The following is an 18,072-nucleotide window of genomic DNA, read 5'->3' on the forward strand; positions in this document are numbered from 1 at the left end:
AATACTCCTTAATATTAATAAAGTATTCTTAGAATACTAGTTTATTTTCTAAATATCATATATTATTCATTCTACATAATATGATATATTCCTCTATTTATTTCCATTTAATAAGGAATAAGAACCCTTTTCACATCACGTGAAAAGAGTCCTTTACTCTCTTTCGAGTTAAATCCTCACAATTTTTAAAAATGTTCTATTATTCTAAATATCAATTTTTATACATTATTATCTAAGAGCATTTTATCAAATTCATTTTCAAATAAAGGTTTAGAAAAAATATATCCTTGTATTTTATCACAATCTTGTTCCTTTAAAATCTCCAATTGTTCTATTTTTTCTACACCCTCAGCAACCACCTTAAAATCAAGTTCTTTTGCAACAGAAATTATACCTCCAACTATTGCCTTCTGCTTTAGGTTAGTTTCTATTTCATCTACAAAAGATTTATCAATTTTAAGTATATCAATAGGTAGCTTTCTAAGATAATTAAAAGATGAATATCCCGTTCCAAAATCATCCAGTGCGATTTTTATGCCTAGCTCTCTTAATTGTTCAATTTTTTCTATACTCGATGTAAAGGATTCCATTAAAATACTTTCAGTTATTTCCAATGTAAGAAGTTTGGGCTCAAACTCTATTTCCTTAATAATATTCTCTATTAAATCAACAAAATTAGGGGCTTTTAGCTGACCAATAGAAATATTAACCGATACTGATAAATCCTTATATCCTTTGTCCTGAAGTTCCTTAATTTTTTGACATGCCTCCTTTAAAATAATTTTCCCTATTGGTACTATTAATCCAGTCTCTTCAGCTAGAGGTATGAATTTATTAGGGGGAATTAATCCCTTTTCAGGATGCATCCACCTCACTAGTGCTTCTGCCCCAGTATAACTATCACTTTTCAAATCCTTTTGCAACTGATAAGCTACAATAAATTCCTTATTTTCAATGGCTTCATATAAGTTTTTTTCCAATAGAACTCTCTCTCCAATTTCCTCCTTCATACTTTTATCAAAAAATACACACTTGTTCTTCCCCAATCTTTTTGCCTTGTTCATAGCTATTTCAGCAAATGTAAAGATATCTCGAAAACTTTCACCATGTTCTGGAAATATAGTTATACCAACACTTTCACTAATAAAAAATTGATGATTGATAATATCAAATTTTGTTCCTAGAGCTTTTAAAACCTTATCTACTATTTTTCTTACGTCCTCAATACTTTCAATATCATATAATAAAATAATAAATTCATCACCACTATATCTACTTAAAATACTATTAGGAGGAATACAAGATTTTATTCTTTTGGCAACCTCCTTTAAAAAACAATCTCCTAGCACATGACCTATCAACTCATTAACATATTTAAAATCATCTATATCCATAACTAATAGAGCATGTTTTCTTCCTTTTTCAAATCCTTCACTTTGAAGTTCCTCCACTTTATTTGAAATAAATGCTTTATTGTGTACTCCTGTTACCTCATCATAATATGCTAAATAGTTAATCCTTTCCTCATTCTTTTTTATATCTGTTATATCAGTATGAAACCCGGTAACCCTATATGGTACTCCCTTTTCATTCAATAATGCCTTACCTCTTGAATATATCCATACATATTCGCCATCTTTGTTCTTAATTCTATATTCACATATATATTGTTCTGTTTCACCTTTTAAATGGCGATTCATTTTTTGCTTCACATTCCAAAAATCTTCAGGGTGAATATATGAGTTCCATACTTCACGTCGCTTATGTTTATCCATATTAAGAACTCCAATAAAGCTCATAGACTTTGATGAAATATAAGTTATATCTTTTTTAAGGTTATATTCCCATATGCCATCATTAGCCCCCTCTACAGCTAGTCTATACCATTCCTCACTTTCTCTTAATTTCTCATTGACTTTTTTCAATTCTGTCACGTCATGCCCTAAAATCGTTAATGCTTTTCTCTCTCCATTATCAGAAAAAATTGGTACTTTGATAACATCATAAATCTTATAACTTCCATCCTCTTGAAGAACTCTTTCTTCTGTACATATTGGTTCTCTTAACTCCCATGCACGATCATCTGATTCTTTGCATTTTAATAAACACTCTTTATACATAGGATTCATTTCAACTATTTCTATATCTGTTTTTCCTTTATAATCTACTTTATCAAAGTTAAAAACCTTAATAGAAACTTTATTAACATCAACATATCTTCCAAATCCATCTTTGAATCCTATAAGATTAGGACTTGAATTTATCAGAATACGAAATCTCTCTTCAATCTCTCTTAAAGAACGTACTTCCTTATTTTCCTTCAAAAATTTTGTATGAAAAATTATAGTACTAGATAAAGAAATTACAATAATCACTACTCCTACTATTAAGTATGCTATAGGTACATTCATTAAAATGTTTTTCACTCTGCTGCCTCCTATTAACGTCAAGCTCTATCTATATTTTTCGACATATTTTTGCCAAATTCCTCCTTATATTTGCACCTTACATTATTTAAAAGAAAAAAACCTTTTCATAAATTTATGAAAAAGTTTTTTTACTCATATATATCAGAAAATTCAATATTAATTCTTTCTACCTTATCTTGATTAATATTATTATTTTTTTCTACTTTAGTTTCTTCATTTAAAAGCTTAACTGGAAGTTCAATTATAAATTCGGTTCCTTTTCCATATTCACTTTTAACTTCAATAGTACCTTCATGCATTTCTACCAGGGATTTTACTAGCGATAAACCTATACCACTTCCTTCATGATTCCTTGTGGTAGACTTATCTACTTGTGCAAATCTATTAAATATTACATTTAATTTCTCCTTTGGAATACCTATCCCAGTATCCTTCATAGAAATAATAATACTCTCTCCTTTATCATATGTATTTACAGTTATACTACCACCTGACTTTGTGAATTTTATTGAATTTGATAATAGATTCAAAATAATTCTCTCAATTTTATCTGGGTCGCAAGCCATGACTTTTTCTTCAATATCAGTATCAAATATAATTTCAATGTTTTTATTTTCTATGTATTGTGCTACTGATAATGTTATTTCTTCAACGATACTTACAATATTACAATTTTGCAAATCTATATCGAAATAGTTTGCATCAATTTTAGTAATATCAATTAAGTTATTTATTAATCTTAGCAATCTATATCCATTTTGATTTAAGATTTTAATATACTGATTTATCTTTTCTTCATCATTTGCTAATTTAACCTTTAATAATTGAACAGTACAAAAAATTAAATTTAAGGGTGTTTTGAATTCATGGGATAAGTTAGCGAAGAATTCATTTCTTAATCTTTCATATTCCTTTGCTTCTTTTAAATTTCTTTCTTCTTCCTCCACTCTCCGTTGCAATTCTTCGGCTCTTTTACGCTCTGATATATCTCGAATAATTGAAAGTATCCCCAATTTTCCATCATATTCATAAAATGTATCACAAACTTCAATATTTATAACTTGGCCATCATTCCTGATTATTTTTTCCTCAATAATTCTTGGTTGTTGTCCTTTTTTCATAGAAACTAAATGCTTTTTAATTCTTTTATTATACTCTTCATGAATAATATCCAATACTTTTTCACCAATAAATTCTTCTGGATTGTCAATTCCAATTAACTCTCCTAATGCAGAATTCATATAAAGTATTTCTCCATTTACATGAATACAAATCCCATCAGGCAAGGCTTCAACAAGCTGTCTATTTCTTTCCTCAACTTTGGCCAGTCGTATCTGACTTATTTCATAATAACATATTACCATTCCAATACCTATTAACAAAAATACTATAGAATGAATTAAATACCATATTAAATTATCACACCAAAATAGATCTGCAAAAAAATCTATAATGTATATTCCTCCTAGAAAAAAACCACTTAAACCTGTAATATATTTTCCTATTATGCAATTCTTGAAATAACAAAAAACTCCACAGCTTATAATTACCATGAGAAATCCAAAGACAAGATATAAAAATCTATCATATAAATTCAAACATGAAATCATATATCCAATTATTAAAATAATACTAATTAATATCCCTGATATATATTTTTGGGATTTAGTAATTTTATTTTTAATAAAATTGTAAGCTCCAGTAAATAACAATATTATTGCAAACAATGTTAATATATAATTCATTACCTCGCCAAAGATATAATTTAAAATTCCCTCTATAACTACTATAGATAGAAATTTTAATGTGAAAACAAAACTTGACATAGAAAAATAAAAAAAACACTTAATTTTACTATTTTTGTAAAGATAAAAGAAAACCACAGCTAATAAACAACTGCTGAATGTTTGAAAAGCTAGTCCTACCATTTCTTGATACATTTGTAATACCTCTCAACATGAAATAAATATTCTTTAAATATTTTATTTTTCTTTTAAATGATATAATACTTTTTTCTGCATAATATACTAAAATCCTCTATTTTTTTTGAAAATAATAGGACTTTTGCTCTTTTTTGAGCTAAAGTCCTAATGATTTCACTAATACAGATTTACAATTTTAATAAAAACTTATTTATTTCTTCACTAACTTTTCTTCTTTCACTATAAACCCACGCCTCATCAAAAGTAACTTCAAATCTTTTTCCAAATGAATAATATATATTAATCTTTTGATAATAAAGCTCAAACTCCTCTAATGATTCATATTTATATGTAGGTTTCGATATTTCATCTCTTTTTCCAATAAACAATTCATCTACATAATACAAAAAAGCATTCATAAGTTCTTCTACTTTTACATCAAAAGGAATCATAATAAGTTTCCACTGTACAATCTCAGGTAGTCTATATTTTCTTATATTATGAAGAATGATTAAGTACTCTCCTATATCCATTTTTTCATATAATATTGATTGTGGTACCTTTTCACTCCAAACAGCTAACTTCTCGCTTAAAGATGCAGTTTTTATATTCAATATATCTTCGCTTGGCCCTAAAACAGCATATTCTATCTCTTTATCTTCTTTATTAATACAATCACTTATAAAATCTATGTTATCACCAGAGACTCCTACAAATCCAGTATCATATATTCCCTTTCTTCCTGCTCTACCAGCTATTTGCTTAACTTCTTGAGAAGTTAAAAGTCTAAATTCCTTACCATCAAACTTCTTAATATCCATAAAAACAATTCTTTTAATTGGGAGATTAACACCCATACCAATTGCATCAGTTGTGATAAGTATTCTAGACTCTTGATTTAAAAATTGTGCATATTGCTTTTTTCTAACCTCTGGAGGCAAATCACCATAAATTATACTGGACTTGATTCCTGAGTTAGAGTAATAAGCCCCCAGCTCAAGTACTCTTCTCTTTGAAAATACAACAAGCGCATCTCCTTCTTTAACCTCTTTATACCTAAATGCTTTCTCATCAATCTCAAGAGGAATATCCCTCTTATATTCCTTAGGAATATATTCATCTCCTATACTCTTAATAATATCTATCAATAAGGTCTTTGTATTTAATGCTCCACAAATATGAATTTCTTTGCACTTTAGCCCTAATAATGCTCTAGTCCACGCAGCCCCTCTTCTATCATTATTTATCATTTGAATTTCATCTATAACAGCTACATCATATTCTTCATTTACATCTAACTTTTCTATAGTGCATGAAATATGCTTTGCGTCTTGCTGAATTATCTCTTCCTCACCAGTTAGTAAATTACACGGTACCCCTTCATTATTTAATCTTTCATAATTCTCTAATGCAAGTATTCTAAGAGGAGCAAGATATACCCCTTTATTAGACTGTTTTAATTTCTGAATAGCATTATAGGTTTTACCAGTGTTGGTCTCTCCTAAATGAAGATAAATAGTTCTTTTTATTTTTCTTGCATCTTTATATTCATCCTTTGGGCTCTTTGGAAAGATCACATCTAACTTTTCATTTATAATCTTTGGAATAAATTTTGTTATAAGAACATTCATTACTCCTGAACTTATATAGTTTTCATAATAGTCCTCTATTATTTCATGTAATTTGAAGTTTGTTTCATTGTCTTCATTATAATCATCAAGTAATCTCTTTGAAACATAATTTAATAAATCCTCATATTCTTTATATATTTCCTCTATTTCTCTTACCCTTTTAGCATATCTCTTTTTAAGAAATCCTTTTTTCATTTCTTCTAAGCTTTTAAGCTTTTTACGTAAAGATGCTTCATGTGTCCACAGTGAATGAGTTTTAGTATGCGTAATAATTTGCTCTACTTGATTTAATTGACCTTTTATTTTATTAAGTTCTCTTACTGCTGCTGATAATTTCATGTCTATCCTCCTAAAATTCACTCTTCATGAGTAATTAGTTTAAAAATCTTATTCTTGTTTTCAATCATTTTATTTATTTTGAACTAACTTTCTTCAAAGGTTTAAATACTTCATTACACAGCTGTACTTGAACCTGATCTCCATTAAAAACCTCAATGGATAGATAAACACCTAAATCTTTAGCAACTTGTAGTAACTCTTCATCATATAAATATTCTTCTTCTATAATAAAGGAGAAAATATATCCTTCTGTACTTCTATCAATTTTTACATCTACGGGAATATCATCATCTAATAAAAATTCTATTTCTGAAAGATATTTTGCTAACTTTTCTGCTTCTTCTTTTTCTACTCTTTCAGTATAATAGACTCTATCTCCATGAATGATAACACTGTTATCTGGTATTAATGCAACATATATACTGAAAAATATCAATACTCCTGTAACAATGATACTTATCAATACAGGTACTAAATATGAAGCTTTCTTTCCACCACTTTCTATGTGTTCTTTGAATAATTTTTCTTGATCATTTTTCAAATAAGCACCTATACCTAGGTTAATACCAAAAATAATACTTTTACCCATAGTACTTGGTATATATATCAAAGCTACACTAATCAGAATAAATCCCAGCAATGAAACCGCCAAAGAAATATTTCTATTTCTCTTATATCCAACTCTTCCATAGTTTAAAGAATATAAAATTGCAGCTGGTAAAAAAGAAAAAAATACACTTATTACTAAAAATATTTTTGGATTCCATAGCTTTTTATTATTCGATATAGTTTGATGTAAATTTACTTCATTTAAGTTTTTTTCATCCATTAACTCCCCTCCTCTGTTACTCATTTAAAATTAATTTCAATCATTTCTTTAAGGTATGTCTATTATTATCATTTCCTGCTATTTATATTTTATTTACTAACAATAGCAAATGACAATAAATACAAAAACATCAGCTACCTGTTTAATGCAGATCTCTGATGTTTTATCAAGAAAAATAAAATACCTTAGTGAATCTTTATATAAAGATTCACTAAGGTATTTCATGAATAATTTAAGTTTTATATTACATTTTTTTATTCTAAATTTATTTTCTTCAAAGGCTTAAAATTCTCATCACACAAATGCACCTCAACCTCTTCTCCATTAAATACTTCATTAGGTAAATATTCGCATAACACACTAGCAATGTTTAATATATCTGCATCATCTATATATTCTTTAAGTATACCAAAAGAAAAAATATATATACCTTCATTTTTGTCTATCTTAACACATCTATCATCCTCATCTCTAAAAAACTCAACTTCTCTAAGGAATTCCCCTAACTTTTCTGCTTCTTCTACTGCTACACTTTCAGTATAATAAACCTCATCACCATCAAAAACAACTTTATTGTCTTGTATTGAATCATAAGGTGTAGGTAATAAAAAAATAATTACCCATACAATAATACTTAAAAGTATAGGCACAACAAAAGATGCTTTGTTTCCACCATTCTTTATATGTTCTTTAAATATTTTTTCTTGATTATTTTTTAAATATATCCCAACTACTATATTAATACCTGTACCAAGCAATTTTGCTATTAAGTTTATCATTGTAATTGGTATAATAATAGGTATGAATATTAACGCCACAATGAATAGAATAAATCCAAGTAATGACAATACCAAAGATATATTTTTCTTTTTTCTATTTCCTACTCTTCCATAGTTTAAAGAATATAAAATCCCGGCTGGTAAAAATGATAAGAATACGCTCATTACTAAAAAATTTTTAGGATCCCATAATGCTTTTTTATTTGGGATAGTTTCATTTAAAATTACTTCATTTAAGTTTGTTTCTTCCATTATATTTTCTCCTCAGTTAATTTATTCAAACTTTTTTGAGCTCAAGTTCAAGATTACTCACCCTTATTCTTATCTACATACACCTCAAAACATCTAAATATCTTAAGTATAAGCTCACATGCTATTTTCCATATAATTGCGGCAATTAAGAAATATAATATTCCTCTTATAATTCCTTCCACCATATAAGTTTCCTTTTGAACAACTGTTCCAGTTTTGACCATCTGAGTACTTGATTTATCCCATACTTTTTTAACTATGTTATTAGTAAAGCAAAACATTTGCCCATAAAGTATTGCTTGTCTTAGAATTGGAAATAATCCTATATAGAATAATATAGAAATTGCATTTTTAGCAGACATCTTACCTAACTTCATATATTTATCAACAAATTTTTTAACATGTTCTTTTTTCAAAACCAATGCCCCTTTCGCTTTATCAATATATTTTAATAATTTCCAATATATATTTTAACATTAATCCCATAATTATTCATCATGTATTTTATTCTTCTCCTTCCTCCCATTATTTTTTCATTTTTTTTAAATAAAAAAGGCGCTTCGCGCTTCGCTAGGGAACCCTATGGTTCCCCTCGACGCAACTATCGTTGCTGAGCCCCCTCCTTAAACCGGCAGGGGAAATACTTCCCCTACAACCCCTTCATTTTTTTACTCTATAAAAAATCACTTTCATTGAAATAGTTGTTAAAATCAATAACTTATCCGCAGATTCATGAATTTATAATTTCCTATAGAGTAAAAAAATAGCTCAGTCTTTTTAACTGGGCTATTTTAAACTTTTGAAGAATTATTATTTTGTTTGGGCTTTGTCCTTTGTTTTATAATTAATAGTCCCCTTGTGCCTGCATTGCTTCAGCTACTTTTAAGAAACCAGCTATGTTAGCACCAGCAACTAAGTTGTAGCCAAAACCGTAGTTTTCAGCTGCGTTCATTGCATTGTTATGAATATTAGTCATTATTTCTTTAAGTTTTGCATCAACCTCCTCTCTTGTCCATAAAAGTCTCATGCTATTTTGTGACATTTCTAGAGCTGAAACAGCAACCCCACCAGCATTTGCAGCTTTAGCAGGACCAACTAATACTCCTTTTTCAACTAAATATTCTAAAGCTTCATTAGTTGTAGGCATGTTAGCACCCTCAACAATGAACTTAATTCTATTTTCAACGATTGCTTTAGCGTGATCTAGGTGAATATCATTTTGAGTTGCACATGGCATAATGATATCAACTTTTCTTCCCCATGGCTTTTCACCTTGAAAAAACTCGCAACCAAATTTATCAGCATAATCTTGTACCTTATCTCTACCAGATGCTCTCATTTCTAATAAGAAGTTAATCTTCTCTTCAGTAACAACTCCATCCTCATCGTAGATATATCCATCTGGACCTGATAAAGTAACAACCTTACCACCTAAATCAGCAACCTTAATACATGCTCCCCACGCAACATTACCGAATCCTGAAACTGCAACTGTTTTACCGTTAAAGTCCATTCCTTCGTGCTTTAACATTTCATTTGCGAAGTAAGTTACACCGAAGCCAGTAGCTTCTGGTCTAATTAAGCTTCCACCGTAAGGAAGTCCTTTACCAGTTAGTACTCCATTTTCGAATGCTCCTCTGATTCTTCTGTATTGTCCATATAAGTATCCGATTTCTCTTCCACCAACTCCAATATCACCAGCAGGTACGTCCACATTTGGTCCGATGTGTCTGTATAGCTCAGTCATGAAGCTTTGACAGAATCTCATGATTTCAGCATCAGATTTTCCTCTTGGATCGAAATCTGATCCCCCTTTTCCTCCCCCAATTGGAAGTCCAGTTAATGAATTTTTGAAAATTTGCTCGAACCCTAAAAATTTAATTATTCCTAGATAAACTGATGGATGGAATCTAAGTCCTCCTTTATAAGGGCCTATAGCTCCGTTAAATTGAACTCTGAATCCACGGTTAACATGAAGTTTACCATTATCATCTGTCCAAGGCACCTTGAACATGATTTGTCTTTCAGGCTCTGTTAATCTTCCTAAGATATTTGCATCAACATACTCTGGATGCTTTACTAATACCGGCTCTAAAGAGTTTAAAACCTCCTCAACAGCTTGTAAAAACTCAGGCTCGCTAGCATTTCTTGCTTTAACATTTTCAAATACATTATTGATATAATTCATAACCATATCTCCCTTTTATTCATTATTTAAAAATATTTTATTATTTAAAGCATATTTAATTTAAAACATATTTAATAATATCCCTGCAGCTACAGCAGATCCTATTACTCCAGCCACATTTGGTCCCATAGCATGCATCAATAAAAAGTTAGTTGGATTTTCTTCTCGTCCAACTTTTTGAACAACTCTAGCAGCCATTGGTACCGCAGATACTCCTGCTGCTCCAATCATTGGATTGATCTTACCTTTACTTAACTTATACATAACCTTTCCAAATAGAACTCCTGATGCTGTTCCTATTGAAAATGCTGCTAAACCTAATACTACAATTTTTAGTGTCTGTGGATTCAGCAACGTTGCAGCATCTGCTTTCGCTCCTACTGTTATACCTAAAATAATAGTTATAATATACATAAATGAATTCTGTGCTGTTTCTACAAGCTTTGGAACAACTCCAGATTCTTTTATTAAGTTACCAAACATCAACATTCCTATTAATGGTGCTGCAGATGGTAATAATTTAATAGTAAATATTGTTACAACAATTGGGAAAATTACCTTTTCCTTTTTAGATACAGGTCTTAATTGTTCCATTTTTACCTGTCTTTCTTCTTTAGTAGTTAATAAACGTATTATTGGCGGTTGTATTATTGGTACTAATGCCATATACGAATATGCAGCTAGTGCAATAGGTCCTAATAAATGGTCTGCTAATTGCCCTGTAAGATAAATAGCTGTAGGTCCATCAGCACCTCCAATAATTCCTATGGAAGCAGCTTCTTTAATATCAAACCCTAGTAAAATAGCTCCTATAAGTGCAAAGAAAATTCCAAATTGTGCAGCTGCCCCTAAAAGAATACTCTTAGGATTTGCAATAAGTGGACCGAAATCAGTACTTGCACCAACGCATAAGAATATTAGCGGAGGATATATTCCTAATTTAGTTCCCATATATAAATAATGTATTAATCCTTTATCACCCATTAAATCAGTTCCAGGTAGATTTACTAATAACATACCAAAGGCTATTGGTATTAAAAGATACGGCTCGTACCCTTTTTTAATTCCCAAATAAAGAAATGTACATGCGATAGCAATCATAAGCAGTTCTTGCCAAGTAGTCATTGTGAATCCTGTACTGTTCCAGAAATTATATAACATTTCTTGCATCAGGTCTCATTCCTTTCTTTTGTAATGATTAAACTATATAGAATGACTTAATTTTGTTATCATATTCATTTCTAACAGCCAATGTTTCAAGGATGTTTGAGATGTAATATGGTTACAAAATTTCATTCTATTTATACAACAATTATTGTGTTTTTAATTTATATTGCTTACCCTATTGTTACTAATGAATCTCCTAATGCTACTGTAGCACCTTTTGAAGTGTTTATAGCTGTAACCTCACCATCTACTGGAGCAACTATTTCATTCTCCATCTTCATGGCTTCTAAAACTACTACCACTTGTCCAGCTTTTACACTTTGTCCTTCACTAACTTTAACATCAACTATTGTCCCTGGCATTGGTGCAGTAACAGCTTCTCCTCCAGTAGGAGCACTCTTTTTAGGTGTTTCTTTTTTTTCAACTACCTTAGGTGCTGCTACCTTCTTTGGTTCTGTCTTTGTAACAGCAACTTCTGATCCTTCCATTTCTTCTACTTCTAGCTCATAAACTTCTCCATTAAAACTAATTCTATATTTTTTCATTTGTTTTCCTCCTTATATACAAAATGAAGTTTTGTAACTCTCTCTAATATCAAACATCATTAAATCACAGCTGTTTCATATTATATAGCTAACAAAATCTAGTTCATTCTGTATTGCTAACTTTTTTAATGCTCTTTATTCTTAAATTAGAAGCATGCTTTCCATTACTAGCTGCTATAGCTGCTGTAAATAATATAGCTAAAACATTTTTGTCTTCTAAATCAACAACAGTTTCAGTAACTCTTTCAGTTGTTTGATTTACACTTTCATCCTTCTTATTTTCATTCTGCTTTTCTTTCTTTTTAATATCTCTATCATAAAAGACTATTTTAAATAACTCTAATATAAGCGAAATGGCAAATAGACTAGCAAATACCACACTCATACTAAGTACTGTAAGTTGTAATACGTCACTAATTTGTACAGTTCCTTCAAACATTCTTCCACCACCTTCCAAGGTTAAACTTCTTATTTTATTCTGCTTTAGAGCTTCAAGTTAAACTATTCCTTTATACATGTCCAAAAATCCTTAAACCATGGATATTTTGAGACAATTATTAAAGTAAGTTTAACTATATGAATCCTAAATAGATAATTCAATATGATATATTTCTGGTTCTTTATCTTCTAAGAATTTTTTAGCTATTTGTGGGAATAATGCATATGATAATATATCTTCTTCGGATTCATATAATCCTTCGATTTCTTTCTTGTAACTATCAAATCCATCTTCTATCAAATCTGCTGGTCTAACAGTAATAACTTCTTCATTACCTATAATTTTCTTCTTGATATCTTCATTTATAGGAGCAGGAGATTTTCCGTACAATCCTTTTACATAATCCTTTATTTCTTTAGGTACTATCCTATATCTTTCTCCAGTTAAAACATTAAACACAGATTGTGTTCCAACCATTTGGCTTAAAGGTGTTACTAGTGGTGGGAATCCTAAATCCTCTCTTACTTTTGGTACTTCTGCTAAAACTTCCTCATATTTATCACCAGCATTTTGAGCTGTTAATTGAGATAATAAGTTTGAAAGCATTCCCCCTGGAACCTGATAACTCAATGTTTTAGGTTCAGTATTCATAACCTTTGGATTTAAAGTACCATCTAAAGTATATTTTTCTTTTATAGGTTTAAAATATGAAGCTACTTCATTTAGTAAATCTAAATTTAATTTTGGATCTCTATCTGTATTTTGATAAGTAATCGCTAGAGATTCAGTAGGTGGTTGTGATGTTCCTGTTGCAAAAGGAGATATTGCTGTATCAATAATATCTACTCCAGCTTCAATTGCTTTCATATAAGTCATTGATGCTATTCCACTAGTACAATGATTGTGTAATTCTATAGGTAAAGCTGTTATCTTTTTGATTTTCTTTATTAACTCATATGCACGGTATGGTGTTAGAATCCCTGCCATATCCTTAATACAAATAGAATCTGCACCTAAATTCTCCATTTCCGTTATCTTATCTAAATAATAAGATGTAGTATGAATCTTACTTGTTGTATAAGAAATTGCACACTGACAATGAGCTCCTGCTTTTTTAATAGTTTTTATTGAAGTTTCTAGATTTCTAGTATCATTTAATGCATCGAAAACACGGATAATATCTATTCCGTTTTCTACTGCCTTTTGAATAAACTTCTCAACAACATCATCTGGATAATGTTTATATCCTAATAAATTTTGTCCTCTTAGAAGCATCTGAAGCTTAGTATTTTTCGCTTTAGCTCTGATCTTTCTTAATCTTTCCCATGGATCTTCATTTAAGTATCGAAGACAAGCATCAAATGTAGCTCCTCCCCATACTTCCATAGCATAATATCCGACTTGATCCATCGTCTCAATGATAGGTAATATTTCATCAGTTGTTAATCTAGTTGCGATTAAAGATTGATGTCCATCTCTTAATGCAGTCTCAGTTATTTTTAATCTCTCCATTTAGTTCACCTCTTTTGTTAATTTCAAGATCTATATCAATATTCTATAATTGAACAGCTTTTTCGATTCTATTTAATCCTTCTTTAATATTTTCAAGTGAAGTAGCATAAGAGAGTCTTATATAGTTATCGCTTCCAAATGCAGCTCCAGGGATAGCAGCTACTTTTACAGTATTTAACAAATATTCAGCAAGCTCCATGGAATTTAAAATTTTAACTCCGTTAAATTCTTTACCAAATAGTTCTGAAATATTTATCATTACATAAAATGCCCCCTTCGGCTTTCTACAAGATAGATTATTGATTGAATTTATCTTCTCAACCATATAATTTCTTCTTTCAGCAAAAGCTTTAACCATCTCATTTATTGACTCTTGACTTCCTGTTAATCCCTCAATACTTGCGTATTGTGCAATAGTATTAGGATTTGATGTAGCATGACTTTGGATATTTGTCATTATCTTAGCAATTTTCTTGTGAGCTGCTACATAACCTATTCTCCATCCAGTCATAGCATAGCCTTTAGACATACCATTTATAACTATTGTTAAATCCTTTATTTTTTCTCCGAAAGAGGCAATACTAACATGCTTTCCATCATAAATTAATTTTTCATATATCTCATCTGCTATGATATAAATATTATTTTCCACTGCAATTTCAGCGATTTCTCTTAATTCTTCTTCAGTGTAAACCGTTCCCGTTGGGTTGTTTGGACTATTTAATAATATTGCTTTTGTTTTATCATTTATTGCTTCAAGTAAACTTTCTTTAGTATATTTGAAATCATTTTCTTCTAAAGTTTCAACAAATACTGGATTAGCATCAGCTAATTTCACTAGTTCTGGATAACTTACCCAATATGGTACAGCTACGATAACTTCATCTCCTGGGTTGCATATTGCTTGGAAAGTATTACATAAGGAGTGTTTTGCTCCATTTGATACTACAATATTTTCTGGAGTATAGTCTAAATCATTATCTTTTTTTAACTTCTCGCAAATTGCTTCTTTTAATTTTGGTAATCCTGCAGCCGCTGTATATCCAGTACGTCCACTTTCAATTGCCTCTATCGCTGCTTTTCTAATATTTTCCGGTGTCTTAAAATCTGGTTCTCCTACTCCAAAACTAATTACATTTTCTCCATCTGCTATCATTTTTTTTGCTTTAGCTGTAATAGCTAATGTCATTGATGGTGCAATTCCTTCGTTTTTAACAGACAAATTCTTATTCATACTTTTCTCTTCTCCTTATAAAATCAATAGTTAGATATAGACAAGACTATGAGATGTTGTTTTTCTCACAGTCTTATTTATTTTCATACGACTAATAACAACAGTCTCCCATTACTGGTGTTTCAATAAGCTTTTTAACCTCATCAATATTTTCTGATTTTCCTAAAGTCCACATCAATTTAGCAACAATTGCTTCTGTGTTCATGTCATTAGCATAAATTATTTTGTTTCTAGCAAGCTCTTTTCCCACTTCATATATTTCTAAATCCACACCTTCTTCCAAACATTGTGTTGTCACCACTACTGCAACACCTGAATCAATCAGCTCTTTTACTTTTGAAGTAATATCAAAATTCTCAAATGGTATCCCACCAATACCAAAACTTTCAATAATTACCCCTTTGTATTCTTTTTTTATAAAATCAAATATTTTAGGATCTATACCTGGAAATAACTTTAATACTAATACATTTGTACATAAAGAACTTTCAAATATTAATTCAGCGTCTGACTTTAACTGGTGATTTTTATGAATATCATTATCATAATAAATCTTTCCATATTTAATACGTGAAATATATGGATAATTTACACTTTTAAAAGCATCTAAGCTTTTAGTTTTTACTTTCATTGCACGAGTTCCATTAATTATCATTCCGTCAAATGCTATAAATACTCCAGCTATATCTTCAAGTGCAAATCTTATAGCATCACTTAAGTTTTGCCTTGCATCCGTACCAAATTCTTCTATAGAATATTGCGCTCCAGTTATAACTACAGGTTTATTAATATTTTTAAGCATATAAGTTAACGCTGACGAAGTATATGCCATCGTATCAGTTCCATGGGTAATTACAAATCCATCATAGTCATTATAATTGTCATATACAGTTTGAGCCATATCGACCCAAAACTTTGGATTCATATTGGTACTATCAATATTTAAAATATGTTTACCTGTTATATGACACAAATCTTTTACTCCAGGAACACGCTCTAATAAATCATCAATATTGTAATGTGGAGTTAAGCCTTTTCCTTCATCTGAACAAGCAATGGTTCCTCCAGTAGCTATTAAAAGTATTTTTTTCATTTACAAACCCCTCTAAAATCTATTGTATTTTACTGACTTCCTAAGATGCGTTTTCTATTTCATCATAGTTAGTAAATTCAACTTTTTCACCAATCCATTGAAACTTTCCTAAATACCCATAAAGAATTGTGATTCCAATACAAACAAATGCTAACCACATGTATGGTATATATTCTAAACAAGATACACCTAGGATACCCGCCATAAAGATTCCATTATCACTCCAAGGAACCATTGCAGCAGTTAATGTACCTCCAAATTCTGTATTTCTTGAAAGAACTCTTCTATGAACTTTTAATTTGTCATAGTTTTTAGACATGATTTTTGGTGTTAAAATCAATGGTACATACATTGCGCTTCCAAATACGTTACCTAAAATTGAAGTTCCTACAGTTGCTACTGCAAGTCTACCAGTATTTTTAATCCAATTTTCGAATTTCGCTGCAATTACCTCTATCATACCAATTTTATCCAATAATCCTCCGACACCAAGACCAAATATTATAATTGCTACTGATCCTAACATGGAATTAATACCACCACGACTTAAAATATTATCTACAAACGCTACTCCTGTGTCCATACCAGCAGGTTGATAAGCAGTATTTATAGCAGCTATTGGATCCATACCTTGGAATACAATTGCCCAAACAATACCTAAAAGGGCACCAAAAGTTATTACTGGCAATGAAGGTTTTCTCTTCATTAGTAATAAGATAATAATAAGCATTGGAACAAAATTCAATAAAGATGTATTAAAGTTATCACTAATTGCATTCATAAATAATTCTATTCTTCCAAGATCTACATTTTGTCCACCATATTTGAATCCTGTAATTGTGAAAAGAATTGCTGTAATTATAAATCCAGGTATACTGGCAGGAGACATTCCTTTAATATGATCCATAACATCGATTCCAGACATAGATGCTGTTAAAACTGTACTATCTGATAAAGGAGATAACTTATCACCAAAGTATGCACCAGATAAAACTGCACCTGCAACAAGTGGTAATGGAATACCAAGACCTTGTCCAATACCCATCATAGCTATACCAGCTGTTCCAGCTGTTCCCCATGATGTTCCTGTAGCTATTGAAGTCAAGGCACATATTATTAAAGTTGCTAATAAGAAAATATTAGGATTTATTATCTTTAATCCATGGTATATAAGACTAGGTACTATCCCCCCGGCAATCCATGTACCTACCAAAGCTCCAACTGCTATAAGTATAAGAATAGCGTCCATACCATTATAAATACCTTTAGCAATAGAAGCTTCTAGTTCTTTATAACTATGACCTAATTTAACCCCAAGTGCTATAATAACAAACCACGAAGTGAATAGTGCTAATTGTATTGGTAATTCAAACACTGTAGTGAATGAAAAAGCTAATGCAAGAAAAATAGATAAAACCACTATTACTTGAACCATTGATGGTAACTTAACACTTTTTGACATAAAATGAATCCCCCTTTATTTTTTTAATACTTCCTTTTTATATTTTGTAGTTATGTAATTCATATATAGTTTAAACAAAAATTAAATTTATATAAGAGGTACTGTTTCTTAAAGGGTTAAAGAGTTTAAGTATTTTAGAACTTCTATGATTGCATTTAAACCATATGAATACCCTTTACCTTATACAAAAAGGAAGTGTTATTTATTCATTAATATACTTAAGCAAATTGCATGCCATTTTTACAAATTGC

14 protein-coding genes are annotated in these 18,072 nt (G+C 30.2%); all 14 read right to left on the reverse strand.

All coding sequences use genetic code 11. The annotated features are described in order from the left end of the window. Positions 1–218: 218 nt before the first annotated feature. The 14 genes from KDK92_RS18035 to nhaC all read right to left on the reverse strand — a co-directional run bounded on the left by KDK92_RS18035 (position 219) and on the right by nhaC (position 17,821). A complete protein-coding gene (locus tag KDK92_RS18035; protein ID WP_250860784.1) occupies positions 219–2,426 on the reverse strand; it encodes a sensor domain-containing protein in 2,208 nt (735 codons plus the stop codon). A gap of 131 nt (positions 2,427–2,557) precedes the next feature. Beyond that, positions 2,558–4,369, reverse strand: a complete 1,812-nt coding sequence (locus KDK92_RS18040; protein WP_420852346.1) for a sensor histidine kinase — start codon at positions 4,367–4,369, stop codon at positions 2,558–2,560. 170 nt (positions 4,370–4,539) lie between these two features. Further along, complete coding sequence (locus tag KDK92_RS18045; RefSeq protein WP_250860786.1) at positions 4,540–6,321, reverse strand: DEAD/DEAH box helicase; 1,782 nt, start codon at positions 6,319–6,321, stop codon at positions 4,540–4,542. Between the two features lie 73 nt (positions 6,322–6,394). After that, entirely contained in the window at positions 6,395–7,150 is a 756-nt protein-coding gene (locus KDK92_RS18050) for a hypothetical protein (protein ID WP_250860787.1), read from the reverse strand. 254 nt (positions 7,151–7,404) lie between these two features. Further along, positions 7,405–8,181 carry a hypothetical protein gene (locus tag KDK92_RS18055; RefSeq protein WP_250860788.1) on the reverse strand — a complete coding sequence of 259 codons (777 nt, stop codon included), beginning with the start codon at positions 8,179–8,181 and terminating at the stop codon, positions 7,405–7,407. A 53-nt stretch (positions 8,182–8,234) separates the two neighbouring features. Next, positions 8,235–8,597: a hypothetical protein gene (locus tag KDK92_RS18060; protein ID WP_250860789.1), complete on the reverse strand. Its 363-nt coding sequence runs from the start codon at positions 8,595–8,597 to the stop codon at positions 8,235–8,237. Between the two features lie 428 nt (positions 8,598–9,025). Continuing rightward, complete coding sequence (gene gdhA, locus KDK92_RS18065; RefSeq protein WP_250860790.1) at positions 9,026–10,369, reverse strand: NADP-specific glutamate dehydrogenase; 1,344 nt, start codon at positions 10,367–10,369, stop codon at positions 9,026–9,028. Between the two features lie 60 nt (positions 10,370–10,429). Then, entirely contained in the window at positions 10,430–11,539 is a 1,110-nt protein-coding gene (locus KDK92_RS18070; RefSeq protein WP_250860791.1) for a sodium ion-translocating decarboxylase subunit beta, read from the reverse strand. A 167-nt stretch (positions 11,540–11,706) separates the two neighbouring features. Next, positions 11,707–12,081 carry a biotin/lipoyl-containing protein gene (locus tag KDK92_RS18075; protein ID WP_250860792.1) on the reverse strand — a complete coding sequence of 125 codons (375 nt, stop codon included), beginning with the start codon at positions 12,079–12,081 and terminating at the stop codon, positions 11,707–11,709. Between the two features lie 103 nt (positions 12,082–12,184). Continuing rightward, entirely contained in the window at positions 12,185–12,520 is a 336-nt protein-coding gene (locus KDK92_RS18080; protein ID WP_250860793.1) for an OadG family protein, read from the reverse strand. 144 nt (positions 12,521–12,664) lie between these two features. Beyond that, positions 12,665–14,032 (reverse strand): oxaloacetate decarboxylase subunit alpha, encoded by a 1,368-nt coding sequence (locus KDK92_RS18085; RefSeq protein WP_250860794.1) that lies wholly within the window; start codon positions 14,030–14,032, stop codon positions 12,665–12,667. Between the two features lie 43 nt (positions 14,033–14,075). Next, positions 14,076–15,266: a pyridoxal phosphate-dependent aminotransferase gene (locus KDK92_RS18090; protein ID WP_250860795.1), complete on the reverse strand. Its 1,191-nt coding sequence runs from the start codon at positions 15,264–15,266 to the stop codon at positions 14,076–14,078. Positions 15,267–15,357: 91 nt separating this feature from the next. Next, entirely contained in the window at positions 15,358–16,359 is a 1,002-nt protein-coding gene (locus KDK92_RS18095; protein WP_250860796.1) for an asparaginase, read from the reverse strand. Between the two features lie 40 nt (positions 16,360–16,399). Beyond that, the gene (gene nhaC / locus KDK92_RS18100; RefSeq protein ID WP_250860797.1) at positions 16,400–17,821 is read right to left on the reverse strand and encodes a Na+/H+ antiporter NhaC; all 1,422 of its coding nucleotides are present in this window, start codon (positions 17,819–17,821) and stop codon (positions 16,400–16,402) included. Between the last annotated feature and the right edge of the window lie 251 nt (positions 17,822–18,072).

Source organism: Oceanirhabdus seepicola (assembly GCF_023684385.1).
GTDB lineage: Bacteria > Bacillota > Clostridia > Clostridiales > Clostridiaceae > Oceanirhabdus > Oceanirhabdus seepicola.